Source organism: Cytobacillus firmus NBRC 15306 (assembly GCF_001591465.1).
Taxonomy (GTDB): Bacteria; Bacillota; Bacilli; order Bacillales; family Cytobacillaceae; genus Cytobacillus; species Cytobacillus firmus.
Genome location: NZ_BCUY01000017.1, coordinates 1 through 15598 on the forward strand (window position 1 = coordinate 1; position 15598 = coordinate 15598).

Below are 15598 nucleotides of genomic sequence, written 5' to 3' on the forward strand. Positions count from 1 at the left end.
TTTTATATAACTGTTCCGCAGTAGCTCAGTGGTAGAGCATTCGGCTGTTAACCGAACGGTCGTAGGTTCGAATCCTACCTGCGGAGCCATATATGGGGAAGTACTCAAGTGGCTGAAGAGGCGCCCCTGCTAAGGGTGTAGGTCGGGTAACCGGCGCGAGGGTTCAAATCCCTCCTTCTCCGCCATATTGGCCCCTTGGTCAAGCGGTTAAGACACCGCCCTTTCACGGCGGTAACACGGGTTCGAATCCCGTAGGGGTCATACAAAAAAAGCTGTCAACAATTTGTTGGCAGCTTTTTGTTGTCTTTGAGTAACTCTATTTTAGGTTCATTTCCGCTCCTGTTTAATCAAATTTCTCTTCTTCCCTGCTTAATTTATTGCCGGGATTATTCAAATCAATATCCGAAGATATTCCCGTATAGGGGCCTCTAAACATATCACCAGTGGCCATTATCTTTCCATCCGGTGCTTCAAATAGCGGAATCCTTATTTCCTTTTTGGATGCCTCATTCAATAAAAACTCCTCTTCTTTATTACTCAAAATATTATTCTCCTTTCATTTTTTGCTTGCATATTTTGTTTTATTTTGTCTAAGTTTACCGGAGAATATATCGAAGGCTGTTAAAATGGGCATAATGCTATCGGTTATTAGCGGAATATGAACGTTGTTGTCATAAAATTAAAAAAACTTTTACGAGGACTTTTCTCAGGTTCAGCGAATATAACATAAAAGTCAAAAGAAACGAGACTGGGTGGGGAGAAGGATGGTAGTGGATACTTTGTTTCCAACCGATTATCAGCTGCATTTGTTCCATGAAGGGACATTTTATGAGAGTCACCAGTTATTTGGTGCACATGTAGTTTCAAACGGAGAAGCAGTGATTACCCGTTTTTGTGTGTGGGCACCGAATGCTGAAATTATCAGACTAGTCGGTGATTTTAATGATTGGAATGGAGAAGGCTATACCTTACATAGAGTGAATAATGAAGGTGTCTGGATTATTCAGCTGGATGGAAACATGGAAGGTGCCTTGTATAAGTATGAAATTACAACAAAGAGAGGAGATATGCTATTAAAGGCTGATCCTTATAGCTTTTTTTCAGAAGTCAGGCCGAATACAGCTTCTAAAGTATATTCGCTGGACGGCTATCAGTGGAATGACAGCAAATGGATGCAAAAAAAAGAAAAGAAGCCTATTTTTACAGAGCCTGCGGTCATTTATGAGGTACATCTTGGTTCGTGGAAGCAAAAAGAATCTGGAAGTCTGTATACCTACCGGGAGCTTGCAGATGAATTAATACCATATGTGGTGGAGCATGGGTTTACGCATATAGAATTGCTTCCTCTAATCGAGCATCCGCTCGACGCTTCCTGGGGTTATCAGGGAACAGGTTATTACTCGGTTACCAGCCGTTATGGCAGTCCGCATGATTTTATGTATTTTGTTGATCAATGCCACCAGCATGATGTTGGGGTGATTCTGGACTGGGTGCCGGGGCACTTCTGCAAAGATGCCCATGGCCTTTATCAGTTTGATGGCTCGTATTTGTATGAGTATGAAACAGAAGGCGACAGAGAGAACCGGGTCTGGGGCACCGCCAATTTTGATCTCGGCAAAAATGAAGTGCAGAGCTTTCTTATTTCCAACGCTGTTTTTTGGATGGAGAAATACCATATTGACGGCTTTCGGGTTGATGCGGTCGCTAATATAATTTATTGGCCGAACCGGGATGGAAAAACAGAAAATCCGTTTGGTACCCGTTTCCTGCAAAACCTCAATAAAGTGGTTTCACAATATGATTCTTCCTTTCTCATGATGGCAGAGGATTCAACAGATTGGCCGCAAGTGACTGCACCAGTTCATTATGGAGGGCTGGGTTTTCATTATAAGTGGAATATGGGCTGGATGAATGACGTTCTTACATATATGGAAACAGAGCCCGAGAGGCGATCTGGTGTGCATGGGAAAATGACATTTTCGCTTTTGTATGCTTTTACAGAGAACTTCATACTGCCTTTTTCACATGATGAAGTTGTCCACGGAAAAAAATCGCTGCTGGATAAAATGCCTGGCGATTACTGGAAAAAGTTTGCCCAATACAGGCTCCTCCTTGGCTATATGATTGCCCATCCCGGCAAGAAGCTTCTATTCATGGGGAGTGAGCTCGGGCAATTTTCCGAATGGAAAGACAAAGATCAGCTTGATTGGCATCTGCTGGATTACGAGATGCATAAAAAAGCAAATGATTATGTGAAAGAATTAATAAAGGTTTATAAACGTTCCAAGCCTCTTTTTGAGCTTGATCACCTTCAGGATGGCTTTGAATGGATTGATTGTCATAATTCGCATCAATCCATCTTTTCCTTTATCAGGAAAGGCTCTAAAGAGGATGATTATCTCGTAATTGTCTGCAATTTTTCACCGGCTATCTATCCTAAATACCGTATAGGCGTTCCAAATATTGGATCTTATCGGGAGATATTTAACAGTGACAGTGATAGCTTTGGAGGATCAAATTGCATCAACAAGAGGGTCCTTAAGAGTGAGGAAAAAGAGTTTCATGGCAAGCCATTCAGTTTGGAAATGTCTATTCCGCCATTTGGCATTTCAATATTACGCCCTGTAAAACATCGGAAGGAGAGGAAGGAAAATGGGAAAGAAAAAGTGCGTCGCAATGCTATTAGCAGGAGGGAAAGGGAGCAGGCTTAGTTCTCTGACAAAAAGCCTGGCAAAACCGGCAGTTCCTTTTGGAGGAAAGTATAGAATCATTGATTTTACATTGAGCAATTGCACTAATTCCGGAATTGATACAGTCGGTGTTCTGACACAATATCAGCCGCTGGTTCTGAATTCGTATATTGGCATAGGCAGTGCATGGGATCTTGATAGAAAGAACGGCGGCGTGACAGTGCTGCCCCCTTACAGTGAATCATCGGAAGTCAAATGGTATACGGGAACAGCCAGTGCCATTTACCAGAACCTTAACTTTTTAAAGCAGTATGATCCTGAATATGTCCTGATTTTATCCGGTGATCATATTTATAAAATGAATTATGAGCTGATGCTGAATTATCATATTGAAAAAGGTGCGGAGGCCACTATTTCTGTTATTAAAGTACCTTGGCAGGAGGCAAGCCGGTTCGGCATAATGAACACGGATGAGGAGATGCGCGTCGCAGAATTTGAGGAAAAACCGGCTTATCCAAAAAATAATCTGGCCTCCATGGGAATATATATATTTAATTGGTCTGTTTTAAAGGAATATTTGGAAATGGATGACCGCAATCCGGAATCGAGCCATGACTTCGGGAAGGATATCATTCCATTAATGCTTGACGAAAATAAAAAGCTGTTCGCATACCCGTTCAATGGCTATTGGAAGGATGTCGGTACAGTCAAGAGCCTGTGGGAGGCAAATATGGATTTATTGGATGATGAATGCGAGCTGAATCTTTTTGATCATGATTGGCGGATCTATTCGGTGAATCCGAATCATCCTCCACAGTATATTTCAACTCAAGCTGAGGTTGCAGAGTCTTTGATAAATGAAGGCTGTACAATTGAAGGGGAAGTTGAAAAGTCAGTGCTTTTTCAAGGGGTGCTGGTTGGGAAGAATACGGTGATCCGTGAATCGGTCATCATGCCTGATGCTGTAATTGGTGAAAATGTCTATATTGAAAAGGCGATAGTGCCAAGCGGACTGAACATACCTGATGGCGTTGTGATTAGTGCTTCCGAAGAAGATGATGAAATTATTCTGATAACACCGGAAATGATACAGGGAATTTGTTCTTAATTCACAGCCTGGATGCCAAAACGGCCCCTGGCCAATAAAACGGGAGGGAATGTCATGAAGAAGAGAATGCTTGGTGTGATAGACGCAACAACCTACCATGAAGATTTAGAGGAATTGACAGTACACAGGTCGCTCGCAGCTGTTCCGTTTGCAGGCCGCTATAGGCTGATCGATTTTGTTCTCTCCAATATGGTCAACTCGGATATTGAGAGTGTTGCCATATTTCCGAAGTATCAGTATCGCTCTTTAATGGATCATCTTGGTTCAGGGAAAAACTGGGACCTAAACAGAAAAAGGGATGGGCTATTCTTTTTCCCGTCACCTTTGCTGGATAGTCCAAGTATAGGGATCGGATCTTTCAATCACTTTGCTGCCAATTTGGATTATTTTTATCGAAGCAAACAGGAGTATGCATTAATCTCAAACTGTTTTACCGTTTTTAATATGGATTTCAGGCCTGTTCTGGATAGACATATTATGACGGGGTGTGATATTACAGTTGTTCGCCAGGATGGACGCTCCCTTGAAATGTACCTTGTTAAAACTTCGCTGCTTATTAGTTTAATAGAAAATAGAAACGAAACAGGATACACGTGCATGAGTGATGTTGTTACAGATATTCACCATTCGTATACAATATGCAATTATGAATATACCGGTTTGGCTGTCATGATTGATTCCATTGAAAATTACTTTGCGGCCAGCATGGGGCTATTGGAACCGGAGGCATGGAAAAATATTTTTCTGCGCAGCCAGCCGATTTTTACAAAAGTAAAAGATGAACCGCCAACCCGATATGTGAAAGGTGCGAGCGCAAAGAATTCGATGATTGCAAATGGATGCATGATTGAAGGAACAGTCGAGAACAGCATTATCTCCCGCGGAGTCAAAATTGGCAAGGGCTCAGTCGTGAAAAATTGTATAATCATGCAAAAAACTCACATTGGCGAAAACTGTGTTTTAGACTCAGTTATTTTAGATAAAGATGTTAAAGTAGAATCCGGTGCCAGAATTGAGGGAAGACATGAAATGCCTCTGGTAATTCGCAAGGGTACCGTACAAGGAGCGCTGATGAACTCGTGAAAGTATTGTTTGCTGTTTCTGAATGTGTTCCATTCGTCAAATCCGGAGGTCTTGCCGACGTAGCCGGTTCACTCCCGAAAGAGCTTGCCAAACAGGGGACTGACGTACGGGTGATTCTTCCGAAATATGGTTCCATATCAGATGACTTAAAAAAGAAAATGTTTAAAAAGTGCGAGTTTACAGTTCAGGTTGGCTGGAGAAACCAGTATTGCGGAATTGAAGAACTTGAGCACCAGGGAATCTTATTCTATTTTGTTGATAATGAATATTACTTTAACCGTGAAAAATTATACGGCTATTTTGATGATGGAGAGAGGTTTGCCTATTTTAACAGAGCCGTGCTGGATGCTCTTCAGCATATTGATTACTGTCCAGATGTTATTCACAGCCATGATTGGCATACCGGGATGATTCCTTTTCTGCTCAGAGTTGAGTATCGTGCGAAAAAGGGGTATGAATTCATTCGGACAGTCTTCACCATTCATAATCTTCAGTTTCAGGGGATTATGCCAGGGGCTGCCTTAGGGGATCTATTAGGGCTTGACTATAGCCATTTTCATCCGGATAAGCTTGAATTCTTCGGAAATATTAATTTCATGAAGGGCGGACTTGTCGCTGCTGATAAAATTACAACAGTCAGCCCTACATATAAAGATGAAATTCAAACAGAGTATTTCGGTGAGAAGCTGCATGATTTGCTGAAACGCAGGGCTTGTGACCTGGAAGGAATCTTAAATGGGATTGATGATGAATTTTATAATCCTGAGAGGGATCCATATATAATAGAAAAGTATTCCGCTGAAAAGCTGCAGATTAAAAAAGAGAATAAAGTTCATCTTCAGAAAAAATTCGGCTTGCCGGTGAAGGAAAGAGTTCCTTTGATAGCCATGGTTACGAGACTGACAAAACAAAAGGGTCTGGACCTTGTAAAATGTGTGTTCCATGAGCTTATGCAGGGTGATGTTCAAGTCCTAATTCTGGGGACTGGAGATCCTGAGTTTGAGCAATTTTTCAGGGAGATGGAAGCGGGCTGCCCCGATAAGTGCAAAGCATATATTGGGTTTGATGAAGGGCTTGCACATGAGTTCTATGCAGGGTCCGATTTATTCTTAATGCCTTCACAATTTGAGCCCTGCGGGTTAGGGCAGATGATTGCAATGAGATATGGATCCATTCCTATCGTCAGAGAAACAGGCGGTTTAAATGATACTGTTCATTCTTACAATGAATACACAGGAGAAGGCAACGGTTTTTCCTTCAGCCATTTTAATGCCCATGACATGCTTTACACCATTCGAAGAGCAATAAGCTTTTACAGTGACAGCAAAATATGGGAGCAAATTATGAAGAATGCAATGGGAATGGATAACAGCTGGGCCCAATCTGCTTTCAAATACAATCAGCTATATGCAGGCCTTGTTTCAAGGAGTGAAAGCCATGTTTTCTGACCGCGATGAGTTCAAAGAGGAATTCCTGAAGAAACTGGAGATGACATGCGGTAAAAGCTTTGGTGAAAGCACAGAAAGAGATCATTACTTCACGCTTGGAAATATGATCAGAGAACATGTGAGCACAGAGTGGATTAATACTAATGAACGCTACCGCATCGACCGTGAAAAGCAGGTTTATTACTTATCCATCGAGTTTTTATTGGGGCGCCTGCTTCATCATAATCTGATAAACCTGGGAATTGAGCAGGTTGTAAAAGATGGCCTGGCAGATCTGGGGATAGACTTGAACGGCCTTGAAGAAATCGAAGCAGATGCAGGGCTTGGGAACGGGGGACTGGGACGTCTGGCGGCTTGCTTTATGGACTCGCTGGCATCCTTAAACCTTCCCGGCCATGGCTGTGGAATTCGCTATAAGCATGGCCTTTTTGAGCAGAAAATTGTGGATGGCTATCAGGTGGAGCTTCCGGAGCAGTGGCTGCGGAACGGCCATGTATGGGAAGTCAGAAAAGCAGACCTGGCAATCGAAGTTCCTTTTTGGGGCAAAGTCGAAACGGCAGAGGAGAACGGCAGGCTAGTGTTCCGCCATGTGAATGCTGAGACAATTTCGGCTGTTCCCTACGATATGCCTGTCGCTGGCTATCAAACAGATACGATTAACACTCTAAGGCTTTGGAATGCTGAGCCGTCTCCTTATCCTGTAAATCATGATATTTTAAAATATAAGCGGGAGACCGAATCTGTTTCCGAGTTTCTATATCCTGATGACACCCATGATGAGGGGAAGATTCTGAGGCTGAAGCAGCAATACTTTCTTGTTTCGGCCAGTATTCGTTCCATTGTGCGTTCCTATCGAAAGCAGCATACTAGTTTAAGAGATTTCCATGAATATGTGAGCATTCATATTAATGATACACATCCGGTTCTTGCTATTCCTGAACTAATGAGGATCCTGCTGGATGAAGAGGGAATGGGCTGGGAGGAAGCCTGGGGTATTACCGTCCGGACGATTGCCTATACGAATCATACAACTCTTTCAGAGGCTTTGGAGAAATGGCCTGTCCGCATTTTCCAGCCTTTGCTTCCGCGGATTTATATGATTGTGAATGAAATCAATGAGCGATTTTGCCGCGAGCTTTGGGACAGATACCCGGGTGACTGGAAGCGGATTGAGGATATGGCGATCATCGCGCACGACCAGGTAAAGATGGCACATCTTGCCCTTGTCGGCAGCTCCAGCGTAAATGGTGTTGCCGCCCTTCATACAGAAATCTTAAAGAAGCGGGAAATGAATCAGTTTTATGAAATTTTTCCTGAGAAATTTAATAATAAAACCAATGGGATTACACACAGAAGATGGCTGCTGAAAGCCAATCCGCTTTTATCTGGTCTTATAAATGAGAGCATTGGGGCAGGCTGGATTCGGGAACCGGAAAAGCTCCGCGAGCTCGCAGATTATAAGAATGATAGAGTTTTCCTTGGACAGCTGCATCAGATCAAGCAATTGAACAAGGAAAGATTGGCAAAGCGCATTCAGGATCAGCAGGGCATTATGGTTGATACGTCTTCCATTTTTGACATTCAGGTTAAGCGTCTGCATGCTTATAAGCGCCAGCTGTTAAATATACTTCATGTTATGCATTTATATAACAGGCTGAAGGAAGATTCCAAGTTCCGCATGCACCCTCGGACTTTTATATTCGGGGCAAAAGCTTCCCCTGGCTATTACTACGCAAAGAAAATCATCAAATTAATTAATACGGTTGCTGAAAAGGTAAACAACGATCCGCAGACAAGCGATATTCTAAAGGTTATCTTCCTGGAAAATTACCGGGTTTCGCTGGCGGAGGAAATTTTTCCGGCAGCGGATATCAGTGAGCAAATTTCAACGGCAAGCAAGGAAGCTTCCGGCACAGGCAATATGAAATTCATGATGAATGGCGCTTTGACAGTGGGCACACTGGATGGAGCCAATATTGAGATAAAAGAAAAAGCAGGAGATGACAATATCTTCATCTTTGGATTAACAGCAGATGAGGTGCTCAGCTATTACCAAAATGGCGGTTATAATTCCAGGGAGTATTACCATCATGATAAGCGAATCCGCCAGGTGACCGACCAGCTTGTGAATGGATTTTTCCCGGATGCTGATGATGAGTTCGAGCCCATTTTTGACTCACTGCTGATGGAAAATGACCAATACTTTGTATTGCGGGATTTCGCTTCCTATGTCAATATCCAGAAAGAAGCTGGAAAGGCTTATGAGGATCGGGAACATTGGCTGAAGATGAGCTTAATGAACATTGCAGGTTCAGGCTATTTTTCAAGCGACCGCACAATCAGCGAATATGCGCGCGAAATATGGAAAATCAAACCCGCTGGTGTTGAGATGATGAATAAGTAGTAAGAAGAACAGCCCTTCTGGTGAGAAGAGGCTGTTTTTGTGTTGAACAGAGGACCTACCCTTTACTCCGCCTAACAGGCATGGTACAGCATCGGAAGGCTCCTCCTGATTTGATGATTTCCGTGATATCCACCTCGATAACCTCATAGCCTCTAGCTCTCAGCTCTTTATTGACATTCTTATTAATGGGAAGGCTGAAGATCTTTTTATTGCCAATTGAGAGGACGTTCGTTCCGAGTGTGAATTGCTCCTCTTCCGACACTTTTATTAAATCATAGCGTGATTCCAGCATTTTTACTTTTTCCCCGTGAATCTCTCCTGGAAAAATAAGAGCTTCGTCTTGTGAAATGATATTAAATACACAATCAAGGTGAAGATATGTATCAGTGAAGGGGACGGATACGACTTCATAATCAGGCAAAAGGCTGCGAAGATGGTCAATGGCTTCCTCGTGGGTCCGGCTGCTGACTCCGGCGTATATAGTCTGGCCATCGATGAGAACATCTCCTCCCTCTATACGATCGCCCGTAAGATTGTAAAAAGGAACCTGGTTTACTTCCAGCCATTGTTTCAGAACATTTTCTTCTCCCTGCCGTATATCAGCTGCCATTTCAGCAACAAACACCTTTTCTCCAAGGGTGAATCCGATGTCACGGGTAAACACCTGCTCAGGGTATACTTCCAGCGGGGGCAGCAAAACGACTTCGACTCCCTGATCCTTTAATGCGCTGACAAAATGCCTGTGCTGTTTCATCGCCACGTCGATATTAATTCCCTCTTTTTCATAATGCTTCTGCGTTTCATTAATGGTATCTACTATCGTCATGTACTTCGGTTTACATAACACCACTTGTTCAAGTTTGTCGTATTCTGAAAAGCATGCTGCATTCATTTGTGCGGACATAATGAGCCTCCCAGCAATTTATTCTAAAAATAATATTGCCTATGTGGAGCAGTTTTACTCGGTAAATTAAAATTATTAGAAAAAATTTCCACTACAAAAAAGGTTTAAAAACCCTGATAATGAAATCATTAGATATAAAGGGGGTAGCTGTTAAGTGTACCAAATCGAGAGAGGATCAATGGAAGAAGTTTTGCTGCATCTTCAAAATATTGGACTGCAACTAAATGAATTCGAGAAAACAAGTGATTCTATTCCGGTGAAAAATTATAAAGAATTGCTGGAATTCAGCATCTCCATTGCCCGCCGCACAAACGATGTTTCCGATACGATTGATGAGATTATCCAGGATATCGAATCCAAACTATAAATAAGGATATCTTACTTTGCCATTTGACATAAAAAAGCGATGCAGCTGCATCGCTTTTACTTTAATCCTTATCTTCATCCACATAGCCGTCAGTCTCATGATACGGCACATCCCCGAAAGGTGCTTCGATATCATTTTCATCCAGCATGGCTTCATACTCTTCCTGTTTCTTGGAAGGATAGATTTTTCTCTCCTTGCCTTCAAGGTCATTTCCGACAAATGTCTCATAATCTTCTGTAAACCCTTCGTCATCATGGCCTTCATTATAAAGTGAGTTATAATCTTCATAGTCGCCCCTTAAATCAGAGGGTGTCTCAGAAGTGCCATAACGGGCAACTTCCTGAAAGCTGTCTTCATTATCTACTACTTCCCTGAATTGATGATGCTGAAAGGTATTTCCATGAGCAGGTTCAAGCACATCTTCCTCAACAGGACGGTCTCCCGGCACATTTTGTTCAGGACTATGCTCTTTACAGTAAAGGGTTGCCGGGATCACTTCCAGCCGCTCGTATGGAATATCAGAACCGCACTGTTTACATTTGCCGTATGAACCGTCTTCAATTGCCTGCAGTGCTGCATTCACTTTATTGAGTTCAGAGTCATGGTGCTCTTCTAATGCAAAATCCTTTTCGCGTTCATAAAGTTCAGAACCCATATCTGCTGGATGGTTATCATACAGAGATAGCTCTCCTACTGCATCTCTGGCACTTGCACCTTCCAGACTGCCTTCTTTATTTCCCTGCAGCTGGGATTCCAGTGATTCCTTCTCATCATTCAATTCCTTTTTTAAAGTGCTGATCTGTTCATTGGTCAACATATTATGTCACATCCTTGGTTTTGCTGATTTTTATAAAAGCCTGCTGATCTGATAGTCAAGCCTATAATAAAGCGAGCTCTGACAGTTTTGCTCCGCCGGATATCAAATCGTAATCCATATGGGTTTAGTATGGACGTAGTTTGTAAAATCATAACGGAAGAATTAATTTTACGGCCTGCCTCTTCCTTACGTAAAAAATACCCGTTAAAAGTGGGATGAAACTAGAATTACGATTTCTGCTGTTTTTTTCCAAACAATAAACCCCTGCCATAAAAGCAGAGGTTTATTAAATGATTATAGTAGATATCCGAGAAACAGGCCTACTGATAAAAGGAAGCCAAAGATTGTATTTGTCTGTGCAGTTGCTTTCATCGCAGGCATCATTTGCATCGGAAGTGTTTTGCCGATGAAGCCTTTCGTTGCTTTAATGGCCTTAGGCGCACTAAGGACAACGATAGCAAGCCATGGTGTTATGATGCTCATGGCGATTAATATGAAGACCCATGCATAAGACACGATGAACATACCGGCAAGCAGGTTAATCGCTCCTTTTTTTCCTAAAAGAATAGCCAATGTTTTACGGCCAAATTCCTTGTCGCCATCCAAGTCTCTGATATTATTGGCCAGCAGAATGGCGCCAACAAGAATCAATATAGGGAACGAAACTAAAACACTTGTTGCGGTTACGGTTCCTGCCTGAATATAGAAAGAAATAAGGATGATTAGCATGCCCATGAAAAAACCTGCAAATAATTCACCAAATGGTGTGTAGGCAATCGGAAGCGGTCCGCCTGTATATAAATATCCTACTGCCATGGAGGCAAGTCCGATTGCTGCAATCCACCAGCTTGTGTTCATGCAAATATAGAAACCAAGCAATATCGCAACCCCGTAAAGCCCAAAGGCCAAATTCAGGACCGTTTTTGGTTTGATTCCTTCACGGACGATCGCTCCGCCGATTCCGACAGAGTCTTCCGTATCAAGCCCTCTTTTGAAATCGTAATATTCGTTAAACATATTAGTAGCAGCCTGAATCAGCAGACTTGCTGCCAGCATGGCTAAAAACAGGCTGAAATTTATTTCGGTAAGTTCCATTGCAAGAGCTGTTCCAAGTAAAACCGGAACAAAAGCAGCGGTCAAAGTATGAGGCCTGGTCAGCTGCCACCAGACTCTCCAGTTCTTTGAGCTGGAAGCAGGCGGAAAATTGGTCTGTGTTTGTGGTTGCATGATAACTCTCCCCTTATTTATCTATTCTGTAATGGTATCATGTATTGCATCATTCAAACTTGTTTATTTTAAACGATTATCAGGGTATTGTCAAAGTAAGCCCAAATAACTTAACTATACCAAACACCTTAAGTTTAGGTAAATACAGCAGGAGTGTCAACGTATTATTGCCGTAAAATGTACCGGTATTTGCCATGAATGGTTTTACGTAACAGTTATTTAAAGTGAACCTGAGTTAATTGATATTATAGATGCCGGAAGTAAGCTATAATATAAAGGATACAATAAGGAATGGTTTGATTGACATCATTGACATTCCTTGAATCACAGGTGTATCTTAGAATAAGTTTAAAGTAGGATAACGGCAATTTAAGCTGTTATTGGAGGGATTTTTTTGGTTACGATACAAGATACGGAACTAAAAGAAGGGATCCAGGAGGCGATTGAAAGGGCCAGAGCCTTATCAAAGCCTGTTTTAGTGAGCGAAGTGAAAAAAATAAATCATATAGAACCCCTTTCTTTTTATGCGGCAGGAAAGAGCCGTTTTTTTGGTGAACGCTTTTTCTGGAAGGATCCTTCCGGGGAAGCATATATAATCGGGCTTGGCATTTGCAGGCAAATCCAGTCAGACGAGAGTACGGGCAGATTTAATCATGTTGAAAAAGAATGGAAGCGTTTTATTAAAAACAGTATTATTTTTAACCCTTATAATAAAAATGCTACAGGGCCCGTGATGTTTGGCGGTTTTTCTTTTGATCCTTTAAGGAAGAAAACTAAGCTTTGGTCCAAGTATTCCGATTCCCTTTTTCATGTGCCGGCTTATATGTACAGTGAAATGAATGGACAGGCCTATTTGACAACAAATGTTGTCTGTACACAGCATGATGGTGAATCTCTTTTTGAAAAGATAGCGACTGAAAGAAGCATGCTAATAGGTTCAATCAATGATTATCATCCTGAGAGTGCGAACACTCTTCAGGAAGAAGCAGATATCAATCCGGAAAAATGGATGGAGACAGTAGATGAAATTGTTGATGAACTAAAATCAGGATCTTTATTAAAAAAGGTTGTGCTTGCGCGGGAATCCAGGCTTATTTATGAAAAGCCGATTGAGATTGAAGGAGTTCTCCAGAATCTGATGAAAATGCAAAGTGAAAGTTTTATCTTTGCGTTTGAATCAAACGGTGACTGCTTTATTGGAGCCTCTCCAGAACGCCTTATAAAAAAATACGGAGAAAACGTATTTACAACTTGTCTGGCAGGTTCCATCCCCAGAGGCAAAACGGAAGAAGATGATCATATCCTTGGTGAAGCATTATTGCATGATCAGAAGAATTTGACTGAACATCAATATGTGGTTGATATGATAAAGGAAGCAATGGAAGAATCCTGCACAGAAGTTGAACTGCCGAATGAGCCGCAGCTGATGAAGATGCGGGATATTCAGCACCTATATACCCCGGTAATAGGAAAAACCAAGGAAGATGCTTCACTTCTTGCTTTAGTCGACCGTCTTCACCCGACTCCTGCTCTTGGAGGCCTGCCTAAAAGAGAAGCAGTAGAAAAAATCAGAGAAGCAGAAGAACTGGATCGCGGCTTTTATGCGGCTCCATTAGGATGGATGGATTTTAGAGGAAATGGCGAATATGCTGTTGCCATAAGATCCGGTCTTATTCAGGGGAATGAGGCATCCTTATTTGCAGGCTGCGGAGTGGTACAGGATTCAAATGCCGAAAGCGAATACCAGGAAACAAAGATTAAATTCCGGCCTATGCTTACGGCTCTTGGGGGTTATGAAAAGTGAATCATCAGGAAGCTTTAACTTCATATATAGCCGCATTTGTGGCTGAATTAGTAAAAAGCGGGGTAGAGGATGTCGTGGTCAGTCCCGGCTCCCGATCTACCCCAATGGCAATGATAATGGCAGAGCATCCGCAGCTTCGTGTACATATTCATGTAGACGAGCGTTCGGCTGCCTTTTTTGCGTTGGGGATTGCTAAAGCATCCCAAAGACCAGCAGCTTTGCTGTGTACATCCGGAACAGCTGCAGCCAATTACTACCCTGCCATTGTGGAAGCCAGGTATTCCAGGGTGCCGCTAATCGTGCTTACGGCAGACCGGCCTCATGAATTAAGGGATGTAGGCGCTCCACAGGCGATCGATCAGATCCATTTGTACGGTAATAATGTAAAGTGGTTTGTTGAAATGGCTCCTCCCGAGAATTCAGCAGAAATGCTCCGTTATGCCCGAACAGTATGTGCGAGAGCAGCTTCCGCCGCTAAGAGTTCGCCGGCTGGACCTGTTCACCTTAATTTTCCTTTCCGTGAGCCGCTAGTTCCCCAGCTGGATCGTGCTGATTTATTTGAGCTTAGTGAACGAACAGAGGGGTATGTAAATATTCAGGGTGGCAAGCTTAGTTTGCCTAACGAAGAGTACAAAGAAATGGCACAGGTTTTAAACTCCGCACAAAAAGGGATTATAGTCTGCGGTCATCTGGAAAAATCCGGCTTCCCGGCTGCCGTTATTAAACTGGCGGAAAAGTTGAACTTTCCGATCATTGCCGATCCATTATCACAGTTGAGAAGCGGACTGCATGATGGCAGCTTCATTATGGATGCATATGATACCTTCTTGAAAAATGATGATGCAAAAAAAGCGCTTAAGCCGGATGTCATCATTCGCTTCGGTGCTACGCCTGTATCAAAGCCATTGTCCATTTTCATGAAAGAAAACAGTACTGCCCGGCAGATAATTGTTGATGGGGGCGGCGGATGGCGTGATCCCTCATTGCTCTCGACTGAAATGATTCATTGCGATGAGCTGCTGTTCTGCGAATCTGTTTTTCCGTATCTAAATAACCCGGATAATGATGAATTCATTGCCGTGTGGAAAAAAATGAATGATATTACAAGATTAAGGCTAGCGGATATAAAACAAGTAGAAAAATTAAGCGAGGGGAAATTATTTTATCAGCTGGCTGAAATGCTACCGGAAGGCTCAACCTTATTTGTAGGAAATAGTATGCCTATAAGGGACCTTGATACTTTCTTCCACTTTAATCAAAAAGGCATTAAAGTAATGGCCAACAGGGGAGCAAATGGCATTGATGGCACTGTTTCAACCGCTCTTGGTGCCGGAATGGCATCCCAGCCGCTCTATCTTGTGCTGGGTGATTTAACATTTTTTCATGATTTAAATGGATTAATTGCCTCTAAGCTGTATGGAATTGATATCAATATATTGCTGATTAATAATAATGGAGGCGGAATCTTTTCATTCCTGCCTCAGGCGAATTACCCCAATAATTTTGAAAAACTTTTCGGAACACCTCTGGATCTTGATTTCAGCCATGCCATTAAGATGTTTGGCGGAGAATATGATTTAATTTCGGATTGGGAACACTTTATTTCCGCCTTCAAACGGAACATGGACATACCTGGCTTGAAGGTAATGGAAATTACGACAAATCGGGACAGGAATCTAACCGAGCATCGAGAATTGTGGAATTCTGTTTCCCGGGAAATAAGTCGATTGCTGGAAGGGTGAATGC

General features: G+C 42.4%; 12 protein-coding genes and 3 tRNA genes. 11 read left to right on the forward strand and 4 right to left on the reverse strand.

The annotated features are described in order from the left end of the window. Window positions 1-14 precede the first annotated feature (14 nt). The 3 genes from BFI01S_RS07170 to BFI01S_RS07180 all read left to right on the forward strand — a co-directional run bounded on the left by BFI01S_RS07170 (window position 15) and on the right by BFI01S_RS07180 (window position 261). Window positions 15-89, forward strand: a tRNA-Asn gene (locus tag BFI01S_RS07170). Between the two features lie 5 nt (window positions 90-94). Continuing rightward, window positions 95-185: transfer RNA gene (locus BFI01S_RS07175), tRNA-Ser, on the forward strand. 4 nt (window positions 186-189) lie between these two features. After that, window positions 190-261 (forward strand) — tRNA-Glu (locus tag BFI01S_RS07180). A gap of 82 nt (window positions 262-343) precedes the next feature. On the opposite strand, the gene BFI01S_RS07185 is transcribed toward BFI01S_RS07180, so the two are convergent. Then, window positions 344-541 carry a hypothetical protein gene (locus BFI01S_RS07185; RefSeq protein ID WP_061791993.1) on the reverse strand — a complete coding sequence of 66 codons (198 nt, stop codon included), beginning with the start codon at window positions 539-541 and terminating at the stop codon, window positions 344-346. 223 nt (window positions 542-764) lie between these two features. Here BFI01S_RS07185 and glgB point away from each other — a divergent pair, with 223 nt between their 5' ends. Genes glgB through BFI01S_RS07210 form a run of 5 tightly spaced genes read left to right on the forward strand, consistent with a single transcriptional unit; the run spans window position 765 to window position 8733 of the window. Then, on the forward strand, window positions 765-2711 hold the full coding sequence (gene glgB, locus BFI01S_RS07190; RefSeq protein WP_061791994.1) for a 1,4-alpha-glucan branching enzyme: 1947 nt from the start codon (window positions 765-767) through the stop codon (window positions 2709-2711). After that, complete coding sequence (locus BFI01S_RS07195) at window positions 2653-3798, forward strand: glucose-1-phosphate adenylyltransferase (protein ID WP_061791995.1); 1146 nt, start codon at window positions 2653-2655, stop codon at window positions 3796-3798. Before glgB ends, BFI01S_RS07195 begins: the two co-directional genes overlap by 59 nt. Before the next feature lie 54 nt (window positions 3799-3852). Further along, window positions 3853-4881: a GlgC family sugar phosphate nucleotidyltransferase gene (locus BFI01S_RS07200; RefSeq protein ID WP_061791996.1), complete on the forward strand. Its 1029-nt coding sequence runs from the start codon at window positions 3853-3855 to the stop codon at window positions 4879-4881. Continuing rightward, window positions 4878-6329: a glycogen synthase GlgA gene (glgA, locus tag BFI01S_RS07205; RefSeq protein WP_061791997.1), complete on the forward strand. Its 1452-nt coding sequence runs from the start codon at window positions 4878-4880 to the stop codon at window positions 6327-6329. Before BFI01S_RS07200 ends, glgA begins: the two co-directional genes overlap by 4 nt. Beyond that, entirely contained in the window at window positions 6319-8733 is a 2415-nt protein-coding gene (locus tag BFI01S_RS07210) for a glycogen/starch/alpha-glucan phosphorylase (protein WP_061791998.1), read from the forward strand. Before glgA ends, BFI01S_RS07210 begins: the two co-directional genes overlap by 11 nt. A 55-nt stretch (window positions 8734-8788) precedes the next feature. Here BFI01S_RS07210 and BFI01S_RS07215 read toward each other — a convergent pair whose 3' ends face one another. Then, window positions 8789-9637: a dimethylarginine dimethylaminohydrolase family protein gene (locus BFI01S_RS07215; RefSeq protein ID WP_061791999.1), complete on the reverse strand. Its 849-nt coding sequence runs from the start codon at window positions 9635-9637 to the stop codon at window positions 8789-8791. Between the two features lie 154 nt (window positions 9638-9791). Here BFI01S_RS07215 and BFI01S_RS07220 point away from each other — a divergent pair, with 154 nt between their 5' ends. After that, a complete protein-coding gene (locus BFI01S_RS07220) occupies window positions 9792-10004 on the forward strand; it encodes a hypothetical protein (protein ID WP_048011093.1) in 213 nt (70 codons plus the stop codon). 61 nt (window positions 10005-10065) lie between these two features. On the opposite strand, the gene BFI01S_RS07225 is transcribed toward BFI01S_RS07220, so the two are convergent. Further along, window positions 10066-10821: a TraR/DksA C4-type zinc finger protein gene (locus BFI01S_RS07225; RefSeq protein ID WP_061792000.1), complete on the reverse strand. Its 756-nt coding sequence runs from the start codon at window positions 10819-10821 to the stop codon at window positions 10066-10068. A 294-nt stretch (window positions 10822-11115) separates the two neighbouring features. Next, window positions 11116-12048 (reverse strand): 1,4-dihydroxy-2-naphthoate polyprenyltransferase, encoded by a 933-nt coding sequence (locus tag BFI01S_RS07230; protein ID WP_061792001.1) that lies wholly within the window; start codon window positions 12046-12048, stop codon window positions 11116-11118. A 394-nt stretch (window positions 12049-12442) separates the two neighbouring features. Between BFI01S_RS07230 and BFI01S_RS07235 the strand changes: the two genes are divergently transcribed. Together BFI01S_RS07235 and menD are read left to right on the forward strand one after the other, a co-directional pair. After that, a complete protein-coding gene (locus BFI01S_RS07235) occupies window positions 12443-13852 on the forward strand; it encodes an isochorismate synthase (protein ID WP_061792002.1) in 1410 nt (469 codons plus the stop codon). Continuing rightward, window positions 13849-15594 carry a 2-succinyl-5-enolpyruvyl-6-hydroxy-3-cyclohexene-1-carboxylic-acid synthase gene (gene menD, locus BFI01S_RS07240; protein ID WP_061792003.1) on the forward strand — a complete coding sequence of 582 codons (1746 nt, stop codon included), beginning with the start codon at window positions 13849-13851 and terminating at the stop codon, window positions 15592-15594. Before BFI01S_RS07235 ends, menD begins: the two co-directional genes overlap by 4 nt. Window positions 15595-15598: the final 4 nt, after the last annotated feature.

Coding starts and splice junctions, on each gene's coding strand:
- glgB (WP_061791994.1), top strand. CDS start 765: ATGGTAGTGGATACTTTGTTTCCAACCGATTATCAGCTGCATTTGTTC.
- BFI01S_RS07195 (WP_061791995.1), top strand. CDS start 2,653: ATGGGAAAGAAAAAGTGCGTCGCAATGCTATTAGCAGGAGGGAAAGGG.
- BFI01S_RS07200 (WP_061791996.1), top strand. CDS start 3,853: ATGAAGAAGAGAATGCTTGGTGTGATAGACGCAACAACCTACCATGAA.
- BFI01S_RS07210 (WP_061791998.1), top strand. CDS start 6,319: ATGTTTTCTGACCGCGATGAGTTCAAAGAGGAATTCCTGAAGAAACTG.
- BFI01S_RS07215 (WP_061791999.1), bottom strand. CDS start 9,637: ATGTCCGCACAAATGAATGCAGCATGCTTTTCAGAATACGACAAACTT.
- BFI01S_RS07225 (WP_061792000.1), bottom strand. CDS start 10,821: ATGTTGACCAATGAACAGATCAGCACTTTAAAAAAGGAATTGAATGAT.
- BFI01S_RS07230 (WP_061792001.1), bottom strand. CDS start 12,048: ATGCAACCACAAACACAGACCAATTTTCCGCCTGCTTCCAGCTCAAAG.